The sequence below is a fragment of the Xanthomonas translucens pv. undulosa genome, assembly GCF_017301775.1.
GTDB lineage: Bacteria > Pseudomonadota > Gammaproteobacteria > Xanthomonadales > Xanthomonadaceae > Xanthomonas_A > Xanthomonas_A translucens.
In genome coordinates this window covers 2503717-2519804 of record NZ_CP063993.1, presented here as the reverse complement: position 1 = coordinate 2519804, position 16088 = coordinate 2503717, and the positions used below count along the sequence as shown (strand labels likewise).

Below are 16088 nucleotides of genomic sequence, written 5' to 3'. Positions count from 1 at the left end.
GACGCGCGCGTTCGCCGCGCCAGCCGGCATGCAGCCCGCGTCAGCGCCCGTTTCGTCCGCAACGTGGCGCAAGCGGCGCAGCGCATGGCAGGCGACACGCTAAGATTCGCGCAATGAACGTCCCCGCCCGCCCACGTTGATGTCTTCCGTCCCAGCCGAGTCGCGGGCCAGCTATCTGCAGCAACAACGGCTGCGGCTGCAGACGCAGTTGCAGTAGGCGCAGGCGCGGCAGGCCGCCGCCGAGGCCGAGGTGGAACGGCATCTGCCGGCGGTGGAACAGGCCGTGGCCACGATCCACCGCGACTTCGTCGCCCAGGCCGCGCAGGCCGCGCGCGCGGTGCTGCGCCGCGAACGCCGCCGCGCGTGGTGGCCGGCGCTGTTGCTGCGCCCGCTGCTGCCGGACTGGCGCTGGCGGCTGGCGCTGCTGGCCTTCCTGCTGCTGGCGCTGCCGTGGATGAGCGCGCACTGGCTCGGCGATGCACGCGACTATCTGGACTGGTGGCGGCAGCTCGGCGTGCAGCGCGACACGCTGCAGCTGCTGCAGCGCGCGCTGCCGTCGCTGCTGGTGTATGCGCTGCTGGTGATCGGCGGCGCGCAACTGCTGGCCAGGCACGTCAGCCAGGACGAACGCGCGCTGCTGCGCGGTTTCGCGCAACGGCCGCTGGCGCTGCTGCAATTCGCCAGCGACAGCCGCCACGACGCCGCCTATCCGTACCGCGTCACCCGTGCGCCATGGCCGCTGCGCGAGCTGCAGGGCCGCTGGCAGCTCGCCGCGGCGCACGGCGACCTGTTCGGCGCGCGCATGCTGGCGCTGCACGACGGCGCCGAACCGGAGCCGCAGGTGCAGGCGCTGCTGGTGCTGCCCGACGCGACTCACGCTGCGGCGCTGATCCCGATCGCCGCCGAACTCGCCGCCGACGCGCAGGCGCAACTGCACGCCCTGGCGCTGGCGGTGGCGACGGCCGCGGCAGCCGCGTCGCAACCGATCGCCGAGCTGCACCGGCACGTGGATGCCTGGATGGAAGCGCGCAGCCAGCAGCGCATGCTGCTGCAGCGGCTGCAGAGCATGGACGCCATCCACCGCCACTGGGCCGACGTGGCGCTGCCCGACAGCACCCTGGACCAGATCCTGAAGCTGGTGGACCTGTTCGTGTCCGGGCGCACGCCGGCGCCGAAGGGCATGCTGCTGCACGGCCCGCCGGGCACCGGCAAGACCCTGATCGCGCGCAAGCTGGCGCGCCATGCCGGCTGCCATTTCGAAGCGCTGGGCGTGGCTGACCTGAAAGCCGCGCACGTCGGCCATACCGGCCCCAAGGTGCAGGCGCTCTGGCAGCGCTGCCGCGCCAAGGCGCCGGCGATCCTGTTCATCGACGAATGCGAAAGCGTGTTCGCGCGCCGCGGCGGCGTGGACAGCGACAGCTTCGGCGCCGAGCTGGTGCAGACCTTCCTCGCCGAATGGGACGGTTTCCACGAAGCCCGCAGCCAGGTGCTGGTGATCGGCGCGACCAACCGCCCGGAACTGCTCGACGACGCGGTGATGTCGCGCTTCACCGCCAGCATCGGCATCGGCCTGCCCGATGCGGCCGCGCGTGCGCGCATCCTTGGCGGCGAACTGCAACGCGCCGGCTTCGCGCTGGCGCTGGACCCTCGCGTGGTCGCCGACAGCAGCGGCCTTTCCGGCCGCGACCTGCACACCCTGGTGGCGCGGGTCGCCGCCGAGTGCATGGACGGCGAACTCGACGGCGACGCGCTGCTGGCGCAATTGCGCTTGCTGCGCGGCAAGGGGTCCACCCGGGTGACGCCGCTGGACTGGAACGACATCGTGCTGCCGGCGCCGGTGATCGAGGAATTCGTCGGCCTGGGCAAGGAACTGCGCAACGCCGAGACCCTGGCCACGCTGGGCGTGCCGGTGCCGCGCGGGATCCTGATGTACGGCCCGCCCGGTACCGGCAAGACCCAGCTGGCGCGGATCCTGGCCAGCCAGTCGGGCCTGGCCTTCATCGCCCTGACCGGCGCCGACCTCAAGGCGGCCTACCTGGGCCAGTCCGGCCAGCGCGTACAGGCCGCGTTCGAACGCGCCCGCGCGCAGGCGCCGTGCATCGTGTTCGTCGACGAGATCGACATCGTCGCCCCGGCGCGCGGGGTCGATGGCGACGATGCGGCCAACACCCGGCTGCAATGGGACGACCTGATCGAAACGGCGGATGCAGTGCGCGCATAGCGGGCTGCTGGTCGCGGCTGAAGCCGCTCCTACAGTGCGCCCGTCGGGTGCATGCCTGCCCCTGTAGGAGCGGCTTCAGCCGCGACCAGACACCCTCCGCAACCCGATCGCCCGAGCCGCCTTCACCCCTCCGGCAACATCACCTCGACCCGATAACGGCGGCCGCTCTCGATGCCCTCGATCCGCGCCACGTCCAGCAGCTGCCCGTCCACGCTGACCTGCTGCGCAACACAGCCCGCCGCGCGCTGCATGCGCACCTCGAACACCGCACCGCGAAACCGGCGCTGCACCGTCGCCTGCCTCCAGTGCGACGGCAGCTGCGGGCGTACGCACAGCGCCTCGCCCTCGCCTTTCAGCCCGAACAGACCCTCGATCAGACAGCGATACAGCCACGCCGCGGTACCGGTGTTGAACAACTGGCTGGAACGGCCGGCGGTACGCGGCAACTCGCGCCAGGCGCCACGGTAATAGTTCGGCACGAACACCGGCAACTGCCCGCGCTGCAGGTAGTCGGCCAGGTCCGGTCCCGGGATCATCGCGCGCAGCACGCGCCAGGCGCGGTCGGCGTCGCCGATCGCGTACAGCGCATGCAGGTAGAACGCGGCGGCGTGGTTGTAGACCGAACCGTTCTCTGCCGAACCCGGATGCTTCTGCGTCAGCCGGCCAACATCTTCGCGCATCGCGGTATACGGCGGCGCCAGCATCGTCGGCCCGTACGGCGTGTCCAGCTGCGCATCGACCGCCTGCAGCAGGCGCGCGCGCCGATCCGCATCGGCGGTGCCGGCGAGCAGCGCCCAGCTCTGCGGATTGAGGTAGATGCGGCCTTCCGCATCGTCCTTGATGCCGAAACGCACGCCGTCGTCGGTGATGCCGCGTGCGTACCAGTCGCCGTCCCACAATTCGCGATTGACCGCGGCATTGACCTCGGCCGCGCCGGCGCGGCACGCCGCCGCCTGCGCACTGCGACCATGCCGTTCGCAGAGCGTCGCCCACAGCTGCAGCGCGTAGGCGGTGGCCACCGACAACCAGCCAGACACACCGCGGCCCTGGTAACCGACCATGTTCATCGGGTCGCACCAGTCGCCCTGCGCGATATAGCTCAGCCCGCGCGCGTCGCGCGCGCCAAGCAGCCAGCGCATCGCCGCATACAGCCGCGCGGCGACGCTGGCGCCATGCCCGTTGGCATCTACCACGATCTCGTCGAGCAGCGCCGCATCGCCGGTCTCGTCCAGATACGCAGACAGAAACACCGGCAGCCAGACGCAATGGTCGGTATGCGGCACCTGGTTGATGTATTTCAGCGCCGCGCCTTCGATCAGCAGGATGCCGTCCGGCATCGCACCGCTGGCGTCCTGCTGCGACAGCGCATGCAGCAATGCCGCGCGCGCCGTCTGCGGGCGCAGGAAGCTCATGCCCATGTGGTCCTGCAGGAAATTGCGGGTCTGCGGATCGGTGGTCAGGCGGTTGACGTCGCCGTGATAGAACACCTGCCGCGGCAGCCAATGGTTGACCAGGTTGTCCAGGCACGGATCGGGCGTGGCGATGTGCAGGCAGCCGGCCGCCTCGGCCAGATAATCGCGGTACGCGGCCGCCGCCTCGGCGAAGCCGGGCGCAGATAGATAGCGCTGCCGCAGCGCCGCGATCTCCGCATCGTCGCGTGCCGGACCGAACAGGAAGCGCAACGCGTGTTCCTGCTGCGGCTGCAGCGTCAGGCAATACTGCAGGGCCGCGGTCGGCGTCTCGTAGCGCGCATCGCTGCCGCCCAGCCGCGGCTGCAGCACCGCGCTCGGCGCGTGCAGTCCCCCCTCGCCCTCGAACGCCGATTGCCGCGCATCCCAGGCATCGGGCAGTTGTTCGTGCAGCAGGAACGTGCAGTCCTTGAAGTCGCGGTTGCGGAAATAGTCCTCGACCTTCTGATACGGCGTGACGCTGCGGCACACGATGCCGCCCAGGTCGGCGCGGTACTCGCCGCTCTGCTGCATCCACGACATGTAGCCGACCGGGAAATACGCATACAGCGCGATCCGCCGCGCGCGCCCGTCCAGATTGCGCACCTGGCACTGCCACAGCTCGACCGTGTCCTCGACCGGCAACTGCAGGCGCACCTCCACCTCGATCTCGGCGTAGCGCACGCACCAGACGATGTCGCGCTTGCCGACCGAGAAGCGGAACGCCTGCGGCGTCGCCCGCACGGGCTCGTATGGCACCGAGTACAGCGCGCCGCTGTCCTCGTCCTTGAGATAGAAGAAGCGCCCCGGATGGTGCGCGTAGTACGGCTGCTCCGGCTGCATGAAGGTCCTGGCCTCCAGGTTCGGCGCATGCGCGTACTTGGCCGGCTCCGGCTGCATGAACTGCGCGGTGGCGTAGCCGCGGCAGGTGGCCTGGATCATCATCCGCCGGTTCCACAGGAAGCCGCCGGCATTGGGCAGGGCCGTCGCGCTATGCAGCTCGTAGCGCTCGCCGTCGGCGCTGGGCGCCAGCACATCGCGCGTCTCAGGTTCGACGCTCATGCGCGCGCCTCCGCTGCGGCGCGCTTGCGCGCGGCCAGTTCCTGCTGGATACGCAACAACGCCGCGTCGTCGAGCGGATAGAAGCGCATCGTCCACGCCGCCAGCAGCGCGATCGCGCCCGGGATCACCGTCAGCAGCAGCACGATCCCCAACTGCGAGGCATCGCTCTGCGCCTGGTTGGCCACATAGCCTATCCCCGCCAGCATCCACGCGATGCAGGCCGAGGCCAGCGCGCCACCGAGCTTCTGCGAGAACGTCGCCGCCGAGAACGTCATTGCGGTGGCGCGGCGCCCGGTCTTCCATTCGGTGTAGTCGGCGGTGTCGGCATACATCGAGAACGCCAGCGGCGATTTCGGCCCCAGCGCCAGGCCGATCAGCAGGTTGATCGCGAACAGCGCCCAGATCGCCTCGCGCGGGATGAAGAACATCGCGCAACTGAGCGCGCCCACCACCCCCATCAGCCACATCATCAGCCGGCGCTTGTCGCACAGCCGGGTCAGCAGCGGCGTGGCCGCCGCGCCCACCGCCAGCGCCACCGAATAGCTGCCCAGGAACCAGCCGGTCAGCTCCGGGCGTCCGACGTAATACTTGAAGTAGTACACGCCGGCACCGGCACGCATGACGATGGTGATCATGATGATCAGCGCCAGCACGAACAGCACCCGCCACGGCGGATTGCGCAGCAGGTCGGCCACGTCCTGCAGCACCGGCGTGCGCGGTTGCGGCAGCGGCTGCACACGCTCGCGCGTGGTCGCAAACACGATCGCGAACAGCGCCGCCGCGGCGATTCCGTAGACCAGCATGGTGCGTTGCCAACCCTGCGCATCGTCGCCGTTGCCGAACCAGCGCACCATGTCCAGCGTGGCGTAGTTGACCAGCGTGGTGCCGGCGAAGGCGGCGATGAAGCGGAAGCTGATCAGCGTAGTGCGCTGCTGGCTGTCGGCGGTGATCACCCCGGACAGCGCCGAATACGGGATGCTGACCACCGTGTACATCAGCATCATCACGCCGAAGGTGACGTAAGCCCAGACCAGCCGCCCGGCGGGGCCCAGATCCGGCGTGGTATAGGCCAGCACGCCGCTGGCGGCCATCGGCAGCGCCGCGAACAACAGATACGGCCGGAACTTGCCCCAGCGCGAGCGGGTGCGATCGGCGAGCGCCCCCATCAGCGGATCGGTGACCGCATCGACCACCTTGGTCAGCAGGATCATCGTGCCTACGGCCGCCGCCGGCAAGCCCATGGTGTCGGTGTAGAAGATCAGCAGGAACGCGGAGATGTTGGCCCAGTAGAAATTGAAACCCATGTCGCCGATGCCATAGCCGACCTTCTCGGTCCAGCGCAGCGGGGCATCGGCGCGTTGCGGCGGTATGGGCATCGGCGATCCTGTCGGGTGGTCATGCGATGATGGAACGGCGGCAGGCAGGTTGCGCTGATCGTGGCGTGCCGACGCTACACCACGCTGCGCGCATCGCCAACGTCGGCGCGTGCATCATGCCAAACCCCCAGCAAGGTATAACCGCTCGTGATGGACGCGACATCCCAGAATTCCCTGCCGCAACGCAGCGCAGCCCTCGTCGTGATGGGCATTGCCGGCAGCGGCAAGACCAGCGTCGCGCAGGCGCTGGCCGCGCACTACGGCCTCGCGTTCCTGGATGCGGACGACGTCCACAGCGCCGAGGCCAAGGCGCAGATGGCGCGCGGCGTGCCGCTCACCGATGCGCAACGCGTGCCGTGGGTGGCGGCGCTGGCGCTGCGCCTGCGCCAGTCGATCGACGCCGGCCGCAGCGTGGTGCTGGCCTTCTCCGGGCTGCGCCGCGCGCACCGGCAGCAGCTGCGCGACAGCGGCGTGCCGATGCGTTTCGTGTTCCTGCATGGCGCCGCACATGTGATCGCCGAACGCCTGGCGCGACGCAGCGGCCACTTCATGCCGCCTGCCCTGCTGCAGAGCCAGATCGACACGCTGGAACTGCCACTGGAGGAGCCGGACGTACTTTCGGTGGCCGTGGATGCGCCGTTCGATGCAATGGTGGCGGATGCCATCGCGCAGCTGGATGCCACGCCTGGCGGTGCGCGCGTCGGCGCTGTTTGACGCGTCTTTCGCGGCATTTGGGCGATCGCGATCGAGTCGCGCGGTCCGTTACCGCTCAAGCTGCCCCCATAGGGGATTGTGCTCCAGCTCGGCCATTAGTGTTCGGCGATGAGGCTACGGGCTCGCTTTCCGGTACTGCTTCAGTCCGCCTCTGATCGCGCGAACCTGATCGTAGACCATATGCCCATCGGCCGGACGAGCAACTTCGGTTTTTTGCGCATTTCTTCGGCGCAGTCATGTGGAACTGACCATGAACCGAAGATAATAGAAAAATTTACCAAATAAATTGATGAAGAGTCGATGATGACCCGATAAAAATCTATGCGATCGAGGGCACGCAACTTGGCCAGCAGCAAAACATACTGGCGAGACCACTCGCCAGCGCCCTGTCCAGGAAAATCTTAATTGCCCAAAGATTATATTTTGAAATGGGTTATTAGTGAACTCATTACCAATTCAGAAAGGGAAATGCAACATGCGCTCATCGGCAGTATTACAAAACACTCCATCAACGCAGCACTACACTGAGCAGACCAAGGCAGAAACTCCAGAGCCCGCAGGCTCCTCCCAACCTAAGTTTCAACAATTCGAAGGACTGTCTTCAAGGCCCAGACCCGCAATTGGGAAGGCGCCCCGGCAAACGTCAAAACCCAATATGCAAGGCCGTCTGGTTGTTGTATCAAATCGCATGATCGACCCCAAGAAGCCTGCTGCCGGCGGTGTCGCCGTTGCCTTGGAGGAAACGATGCGCGACAACGAAGACCTATGGCTGGGCTGGAGCGGGAAAGTCGGCGGACGGCTCGGCACCCAGGAGGTTAAAACCGAGTCTTTTGGAAAATCAAAACTCGCTGGCATCGACCTGACACGCAAGCAGTTCGACAACTATTATTCTGGATTCTGCAATTCCGCACTGTGGCCGGTCATGCATAACAGTGCGCAATGGGCCGATTTCAATCCAGAATTTTATGGAAGCTACCGACAGGTCAACAAGATGTTCGCATCGAAGCTGGCCCCCATGCTGAAGCAGGATGACGTCCTCTGGATCCATGATTACCACCTTATCCCCTTGGCGGAGGAGCTGCGGAAATTGGGCTGCAAGCAGCGCATTGGATTCTTTAACCATACGCCGTTTCCGACGCCGGATGTATTCAAGGAAATCCCACAGCATAAGGAGTTGATGAAGGCATTCTTTGCCTACGACCTAGTGGGCATGCAGATCCCCAGGGATGTGCAGAATTTTCGCGATTATGTTGCGAATGAGAAGGTCGGAAAGAATATCGATGATCGAAGCATCGAAGCCTTTGGTCAGAAGACCAATGTTCAGCATTTCCCCATTGGCATAGATATACCAAGCCTGGAAGCCCTCCAAGCCGGCGAGGACTCGGCGGAACTTGTCAATCATCTCAAGAAGGAAAGGAAGCAAGGCCGCACGTTGATGATCGGGGTAGAGCGGCTGGATTACGCCAAGGGAATACCGGATCGCTTAGCCGCGCTTGGCGATATGCTGGAAAAACGTTCCGATTTGAGGAACAAGGTGACATTCGTGCAGATTGCTGCACCGTCACGGCAGAATGTGCCGGCCTATGCAAAGTTGGCCCGTGACACCCGAACCCTCGTGGACAATATCAATCGAAGGTACGGGACAAAGTCGTGGTCACCGATCATGTACATCGACCATTCGGTCAACCGCAACGCCTTGCCGGAGATCTATCGAATGAGTCGTGTCGGCGTCATTACGTCCAAAGCGGACGGCATGAATTTGGTGTCCAAGGAGTACGTTGCCGCGCAGGATCCCAAAAATCCCGGAGTATTGGTGCTATCCGAAGGCGCGGGATCAGCCTATCAGCTCAAAGAGGCACTTCAGATTCCACCAGAGGACCGTGCAGCCATCACGGGAGCCTATGAGACAGCGCTAGGTATGCGCCTGGGAGAGCGTCGGAAAAGACATGGGCCACTCCTTGAAAATGTCCAAACCAAGGATCTCGGCAAATGGCGCTCAGATTGCCTGGCCCCCTTGTGCGCCGATCCGTCAGCCTCCACCGGATCGGCCGGCGATCACCCCGTGCCGGCTCCCCAGTCCAAACGCCGCCGCACGTCCTGACGCCGCCTTCGAGAGCGGGGGGAGGCTTGGTCGCCTCAAGTTCCAAGTGCAACACGACTCCCTCCTGATTATCCCTGATCGAGCCGGTGTGCCGCTTTGACAATGCCTCGCTCGAGGACTGGCGCTGCCGCCAGCGCCTGGGCGAGGCCGGGATGGAGGAACTGCTGGCGCAGACGATCAACGCGGCCAGGGCGATGAAGACGCCGGAAGTGGAGTGCATCGGCAAGGGCAAGGCACGCAGGCCGTATGAGTTCGGAGTGAAGGTCGGCATTGCGGTGACGGCGAAGAAAGGCTTGATCGTGGGCGCACGTCGCTTCCCGGGTCATCCCTACGACGGCGACACGCTGTCCGAGCAGCTCGAGCAGGCGAGCGCGCTGATGCAGGACGTGGCCGCAAGACCGCAGGTGGCCATCGTGGACCTGGGCGACCGGGGTCGGGAGGTGGCTGGCGTACGGATACTGCACCGAGGCAAGGCCAAGTCGCTCACACGCAGGTAGTGGCGCTGGATCAAGCGCCGCCAGGCGGTGGAACCAGTGCTCGGGCATCTGAAGCAGGAGCACCGGCTGGACCGCTGCTGGCTCAAGGGCGCGCAAGGCGATGCGCTGAACGCCATCGATGCGGCTACCGGCTACAACCTGCGCTGGCTGATGCGTTGGATCGCGTTTTTGCGTGCTTGGCTCCGGACCAGCGTGCTCGCGCCGATGGCGAAATCCACCGCAGTCGTTGCGGCGGTCATCTCCTGACGGGGATTCTGCAGGGACAACTACTTACTTCTCCTTCCGCCAATTAAGCGACCCACGATTCTCCACCGTGCTCGATTCCACCTCCGCGTCGAAGCCGCGACCGAGCAGGTATTTGAGGGTCAGCACCGAGCCGCTGCCAACCAACGACACCCCGTAGCTGACGTAGAGTTTCGGCGACAGATATTTGCCGAAGCCGACCACCGAGCCGCCGAGGGTGCGCGATTGGCTGACGCCGGCGTCGTCGAAGCCGAGCCTGGCGCCGAGTTGCGAGGCGAGGAGGCCGCTGCCGGCCGATAGCGCGCTGGCCGCGGCGGTGACCTGGTCGGCCTCGTCGCTGCTGGCGTTGCTGAGGCTGCGGCCCAGCACCAGGTACGACATCGCTTCGGATTGCGACATCGACGGGTCCGACCACACGTCGGCGCGCGGGGCGGTGGCGCGGCCGGTGACGTCGATGCCGGCGGTGACGTCGCCGACCTGGCGTTGCGCGCGGATGTTGATGCGCGGGTCGGAGACGATGTTGTTGCTCCAGGTCAGCTGGCCGCGGGTGATAGTCAGGTCCTGGCCGTAGGCCTTGTACTGGCCGCTGACGTCCAGCCCACCGGTGGCGGTCATCTCGCGGCCCTGGCGCGAGCGCACCTGCATGGCGCCGGTCAGGGCGCCCTTCAGGCCGAAGCCGGCCATCTTGACCTGGTCGCCGAGCACCACGCGCAGGTCCATTTCCAGCGGCGAGCTCGGCGCTTCTTCCGGGTCGGCCGGGTCCAGCACCACCACGTCCTCGGACACCGAGGTGCCGCGGTCCAGCCGCTCCAGATCGATGTCCGCCGATGGCACGGTGACCTGGCCGTTCAATGTCATCGTCTTGTTGGCGATGCCGAACTGCAGGTCGGGGTTGGCCACCGCGCGCAGTTCGGCGGTATTGGACACCAGTACATTGGTGCCGCGGATATTCAATTGCAGCGGCGTGGTGTCGCCGTACCAGGACAGGCCGCCGTCGACGTTGAGCGTGCCTTCGCCGGATTTGACCGAGGCCACGATGCGCGCCGAGCCATCCGGCTGCGCGTCGAAGCGGCCCTTGCCTTCGCGCAGGGTCAGGCCCAGCGCCGGCAGTTCGCCGGTGAAGCCGGTGAGCGTGGCGTCGCCGCCCATCGACGGTTGCGAGCGCGTGCCGCGCAGGCTGACGTGGCCTTCGACCAGGCCCTTGGGCCGCACCAGATCCGGCGAGAACAGCTCCATCCAGTACAGCCGCGCCATGTTCATGTAGATCCCGCCGGTGAGCGGCGCGTACGCGTCCCAGCCGGTGTCCACGGTGGCGTCGATGAAGCCGTCGCCCTGGAAGCCGACGCCGAGCTTGGAGTGGATGTGCTGGGCGGTGAAATCTGTGACGAAACTGAACTGGTCGTAGCGCACCAGTTCGCCGCGCGCGTTGTCGCCCAGGCGCAGGCCGCCTTCGCGCGAGGCCAGCCGCAACGATCCCTGCCAGGCGTTGCCGGCCGGCTTGAAGCTGCCGTCGAGGGTGAGTTCTCCGCGCAAGTACATCTTGCGGCCGCTGTTGGGCGGCAGCCACGGTTGCACCAGCGACAGCGGCAGCGCGTCGCCGCGCACGGTCAGGCCCTGCTTGGGCCAGTTCGCGGCCACGCACAGCGCGCCGCCGCCGGTCGCGCCGAGGCAGGTGTCGGAAAGCGTAAAGGCGCTGCCGGCGATGGCGAACGTGGCCGGTTGCCGCAGTTGCCACGGCTCGCCCTTGGCCGGCGCCACCCGCAGCGTGTTCAGGCCGCCCTGCCAGCGCGCGCCGTCGCGGCGCAGCTGGCCGGCGAAGGCGAGCGCGCCCATGGCGTTGTGGGTGTCGGCATCGAGCTGCAGGTTTTCCACCGCGCCGCGCGCATCCACGCGCAAGGTCTCGAGCACCACGCCGACACTGATCGCGCTGCCGCGCAGCGCCAGTGCGCCGCCGCTGCCGCGCCACGGCAGGCGCCCGCGCAGGCTGACGCTGTCGGCGCCGTAGCTGTCCCACTTCAGGCCGTTGCCGGTGAGGTCGGTGGTGATGTCGGGCGCATCGCGGCGGCCCTTGACCTGCACGCTGCCGCGCAGGCTGCCGGTGGCGCCGGGCAGCAGGTCGGCCAGTTGCAGCGGCTGCAGTTGCGCATCGATGTCGAGCTGGTCGCCGACCTTGCCCTGTGCCTGCACGCGGCTGTCGCCCAGCGCCAGTTGCAGCTTGCCTTCGCCCTGCGTGCCCTGCAGCGCCAACTTGCCTGTGGCATCGAGCGGGCGGCTGCGCAGCTTGCCGTTCAAGTGCGGCACGTCGAGGCTGGCCTGGTAGCCGGCGGCGCTGCCGTCGGCATGCGCCGGCAGCTGCTTGCCCTTGGAGGCGAACTGGCCGGACAGGTTGCCGTCCCAGCCCGGCGCGAAATAGCCGGGATCGAAGCCGGCCAGCTTGGCGTTCAGATCCCAGCTCAGCTCCGGCACCCACGCCACTTCGCCGCCGAGGTCGAGCGTGCCGGTGGGCATCTTCGCCTGCACCTGCGCCAGCTGCGCGCGTTGGTCGTTGCCGCGTACGTCGAGATGCAGTTTGGCGCTGTCCTTGCCGCGCGACACCGTGGCTTCGCCATAGGTGGCCCACTGTTTCAGCGTCCCGGCCAGGCCGAGGTTGGCCTCGACCAGTTTGATCGGCACGACCGGCGCGTGCGGGGTGGACGGATCCGGGGCGGTGGCGAAATTCAGGCCACTGGCGTTGACCGAGAAGCGGAACGTGGCGTTGACCGGATCGCGGAAGTCGGCCGTGCCGCGCAACCGCGCCTGGCCGTCGAAAGCGCGCAACTGCAGCGGCGCGACGGTGAGTACCTGATTGTCCAGATGCACGTTGGACGGGTCCAGGGTCAACTTCTGCGCGCCGTACGCGAGCTGGCCCTGCAACTTGGCGTCGCCGCCCTTGCCGGAGGCGCTCAGGCCGAACGCAATCGGTTCGCTGGTGGTCGCCGCGGCATCGCCGGGCGGCACGAACAAGGACGGGTCCAGCGCCTTGCTGCTGGCGGCGAATTGCCAGGTGGGATCGGTACGCCCGGTGAACACCAGCGTGGCGCGCAGCGGTGCCGGCGCATCGCCGGCGATCGCCACTTCCATCTTGTCCAGGTTGCCGCGCGCGACCAGGCCCAGCCGCGCCGGGGTGCGTCCGCGCGCGGCCGGCAACACCGCAGTGGCGGTGAGATCGGTCTTGTAGTCCTGCGCCGGCACGTAGTGGCCATCGACGCGGAAATCGCCACGGTCGCTGGTCACCACCAACTGCTTCGAACGGAATTCGCCATTGGCCACTTCGATGCCGCCACGCAGCGTGTGGATAGCGATCATCGGCTGCTGCGCCTGGGTGATGCGCAGGCCATCGATCAGGATGCGATCGGCCTGCAGCGCCAGCGGCACTTCGATCTGCGGCAGCGACTGCGGCCAGCTCGGCAGTTCGAACGGTTCGTCGCTCTTGGCCAGGTTGAGCGTGGCGTTCTGCAGCTGCAGCGTGTCGAGTTGCAGCTTGCGCCCGAGCAGCGGGCGGATGTCCGGATCCAGGTAGGCGCGCTCGGCGGTGAAGTGGATCTGGTCGTAGCGGAAATCCAGGTTGTACAGGGTCAACGGGCCGGCCAGGGGACCTTCGGCGCGCTCCCAGGTCAGCGAGGAGCCGGCCGGCAGCCGCGCCACGATCTGCGCCAGCAGCACGTCGCGCCCGGCCACGGTCTGCAGCAGCCAGTACAGCGCCAGCAAGGTCAGCAGACCGAGCCCGGCGACGGTCAGGGCCGAACCCCACCAGAAGCGCTTGCGCCGGTAGAAGCGCGGGCGCCGCGGCGTGGGCGTGGCCGGGCCGGTCGCGCTCACAGGTTGGCTCCGATGTTGAGATAGAGCTGGAACTGCGAGTCCGGATCGTTCAGGCCATGCGCGATGTCCACCCGCACCGGCCCCACCGGCGAACGCCAGCGCACACCGACGCCGACGCCGGTATGCCAGTCGGGGGTATCGTCGAAGGCGCTGCCGCTATCGACGAAGACCGCACCGCCCCACGGCCCGCCCTTGAAGTAGTGCTCGTATTCGGCGCTGCCGGTGAGCACGTGCTTGGCGCCGAGCGCGAAGCGGTCCGGCTTGGCGGTGCGCGGGCCGACCTCGCGGAACGCATAGCCGCGGATGCTGTTGTCGCCGCCGGCGAAGAACCGCAGACTCGGCGGCATCGCCACCAGCGCGTTGGTCCAGGTGCTGCCGGCTTCGCCGCGCAGGAGCAGGCGGCTGTTGTCGCCCAGTCCCTGGAACCAGCTCAGGCGCATGTGCGCCTGGGTGAAGCTGGCGTCCGAGCCCAGCCCTTTGGCGCCGGCACGCAGACTGAGGTTGCCGCTGAAGCCCTTGCGCGGGAACACCTTGTCGTCCACGCCCACGTAGTCGGCTTCGATCTGCGGATAGACCAGCGTGGAGTACTGGTACAGCGCGTCGTCGAACACCTCGTCGGTGGCGTAGCGCCAGCGCTCGCGCAGCGCGTTGAGCGAGGCGATCGCGGTCCAGTGCTCGTTGATCTCGCCGCTGCGGCTGCCGGTGAGCTTGAGGTTGCGCAGGTCGATGTAGTCGGTCTGCTCGTCGTAGGCGCGCAACGAGGCGGTGTACCAGCCGTCGAGCCAGCGGAACGCCGGCACCCGGTAGCTGGTGATCAGGCTCTTGCGCTTCTGCGCGTAGTCCAGCTGGGTGCTGAGCTTGTGCCCGCGCGCATTGACGTAGCGCCGGTCCACGCCCAGGCGCACGCCGGCGCCGCTTTCGCTGCCGTAGCTGATGCCGCTGGTGTAGATGCTGCGCTTGGCGCGGGTCAGGTTCACGTCCACCGGCACGTTGCCGTCAGCGTCGGCCTCCTCGGGCTTGGGCTGGATGTCGACGGCACTGAAATAGTCGAGCTTGACCAGCGACTCGCGCAGCCGGTCGAGCTTGCCTTCGTGGTAGTAGCTGCCTTCGTCCCAATACACCAGCGGATCGAACAGGTCCTGGTTGAAATAGTCCTGGTGGAAGCGGATCGCGCCCATGTTGTAGCGGCGGCCGCTATCCCAGCTCAGGTCGATGTCGGCGGCATGCTCGGCACGGGTGACCTCGACCTTGCGCTGGGTGAAGTCGGCATCGAAATAGCCGCGCTCGGCCAGGCGCCGGGTGATGGTGACCTTGCTGGTCTCGTAGGTGGTGTGGTCGAAGACCCCGCCGGTCTTGGGACGGAAGTTGCGCAGGTCGTCGCCCAGGTAGCGATCGTCCTCAGCAGGCCCGGTGATGCCGACGTGGAAGGTGCGCACCCGCACCGGCTCGCCCTTGTCCACGTGCACGGTCACGGTGAGCGTGTCGTCCTTGCGCGGCGCTTCGACGGTGATGGTCGGGGTGTAGTAGCCAAACGGCTCCAGCGCCTGCCGGGTCTGCCGCTCGGCCTGGCTCAGCAGGTACTCCAGGCGCGACTCGCCCTGCACCTTGCCGATGGCCTGGTACAGCGACAGCGAGACCTGGATGTTCTCGATCATCGCCGCATCGTCGTCCTTGTCCAGGCCTTGTATCTGGACTTTTTCGATGGTGCCGCTGGCCTGGGCAAGGCCGACCAATGACAGCAAGGACACGAGAAGGGAGAGGCGGAGGATCGATCGCATGGGCGCCAGAATACCGACACATGGCGTGAAGCTGTTAACTGAGCGTCCGCAACGGCGATCCAGCGCCGCATCTGCTGATCATGTCCCGGGCCGTCCGGCATGTCGTTGGCCCACGCAGCGCATGGCCGAGCGGCGTTCGCGCTGCTGCGCTACCGCGCCGCGGCGAACGAAGCCAGACCGGGTCAGGAACGCGGCGGTAGCGCCTTCATCCCAAGCGGACAGCGCCCGCCATGCCGATGCGCTCGGCATCCGTGCATCGACAACCTTGTCCACCGTGACCGAGACTGCACGCCCAGGCTTGTCCGCGCCGGATCGCGACACTGACGCGTTGTGCCATGCGACCTCGTCGCTGGGCACGGGGCGACCGGCCTGCCGCTGCATCCTGCTTGCCCGGCGGCAAGGTGGGCGCCCTGCCATGGTGAGACCGCCGGCGCGGCGCTGGCCAATGGATACGCCGCGTGTGCGGCGCCTGCCTGGGCCAGCGGACGTATTCACCGTACCGGAGACTGGCTACCCGCGACTCCCGAAGCCATAGGCTGCATGGTGCGAATGCGCTGTATGGCGCCAGCAATGAATGTCCGATCGTTTTTCCTGAAACCATTTTGTGGCGTCTCCCGATCCCGATAGGTTCGTCCACAGCCGCACATTTTCGCCTAATCTCCATGCGTTGTCATTTCAATGCAATAAAGTTTACCCCTGATCTGGAAATTCATTCGCACCAGATTTAATGCTCTTCATGTCCAATCAAGTTTTATGATTGGGCGCATATCATGAAAAACGCATTCTAGAT

General features: G+C 66.8%; 7 protein-coding genes and 1 pseudogene. 4 read left to right on the top strand and 4 right to left on the bottom strand.

Going from position 1 to position 16088, the window contains the following annotated elements; translation table 11 throughout:
- Positions 1-250 precede the first annotated feature (250 nt).
- Positions 251-2221, top strand: a complete 1971-nt coding sequence (locus tag ISN38_RS10585; RefSeq protein WP_230938333.1) for an AAA family ATPase — start codon at positions 251-253, stop codon at positions 2219-2221.
- 122 nt (positions 2222-2343) lie between these two features.
- Here the strand turns inward: ISN38_RS10585 and ISN38_RS10580 are convergent, their stop codons facing one another.
- Positions 2344-4731, bottom strand: a complete 2388-nt coding sequence (locus ISN38_RS10580; RefSeq protein ID WP_206711797.1) for a GH36-type glycosyl hydrolase domain-containing protein — start codon at positions 4729-4731, stop codon at positions 2344-2346.
- Complete coding sequence (locus ISN38_RS10575) at positions 4728-6107, bottom strand: MFS transporter (protein WP_058362260.1); 1380 nt, start codon at positions 6105-6107, stop codon at positions 4728-4730. Before ISN38_RS10575 ends, ISN38_RS10580 begins: the two co-directional genes overlap by 4 nt.
- Before the next feature lie 150 nt (positions 6108-6257).
- Here ISN38_RS10575 and ISN38_RS10570 point away from each other — a divergent pair, with 150 nt between their 5' ends.
- The 3 genes and pseudogenes from ISN38_RS10570 to ISN38_RS10560 all read left to right on the top strand — a co-directional run.
- Positions 6258-6821, top strand: coding sequence for a gluconokinase (locus ISN38_RS10570; protein ID WP_206711796.1), 564 nt, complete (start codon positions 6258-6260; stop codon positions 6819-6821).
- Positions 6822-7509: 688 nt separating this feature from the next.
- Complete coding sequence (locus tag ISN38_RS10565; protein ID WP_230938591.1) at positions 7510-8922, top strand: alpha,alpha-trehalose-phosphate synthase (UDP-forming); 1413 nt, start codon at positions 7510-7512, stop codon at positions 8920-8922.
- Positions 8923-9113: 191 nt separating this feature from the next.
- Positions 9114-9665 (top strand): annotated as a pseudogene (locus ISN38_RS10560) (transposase family protein); the annotation flags it as partial.
- Between the two features lie 24 nt (positions 9666-9689).
- Here the strand turns inward: ISN38_RS10560 and ISN38_RS10555 are convergent.
- Positions 9690-13520, bottom strand: coding sequence for a translocation/assembly module TamB domain-containing protein (locus ISN38_RS10555; protein WP_047325478.1), 3831 nt, complete (start codon positions 13518-13520; stop codon positions 9690-9692).
- The gene (locus ISN38_RS10550; protein ID WP_038238302.1) at positions 13517-15298 is read right to left on the bottom strand and encodes an autotransporter assembly complex protein TamA; all 1782 of its coding nucleotides are present in this window, start codon (positions 15296-15298) and stop codon (positions 13517-13519) included. Before ISN38_RS10550 ends, ISN38_RS10555 begins: the two co-directional genes overlap by 4 nt.
- Positions 15299-16088: the final 790 nt, after the last annotated feature.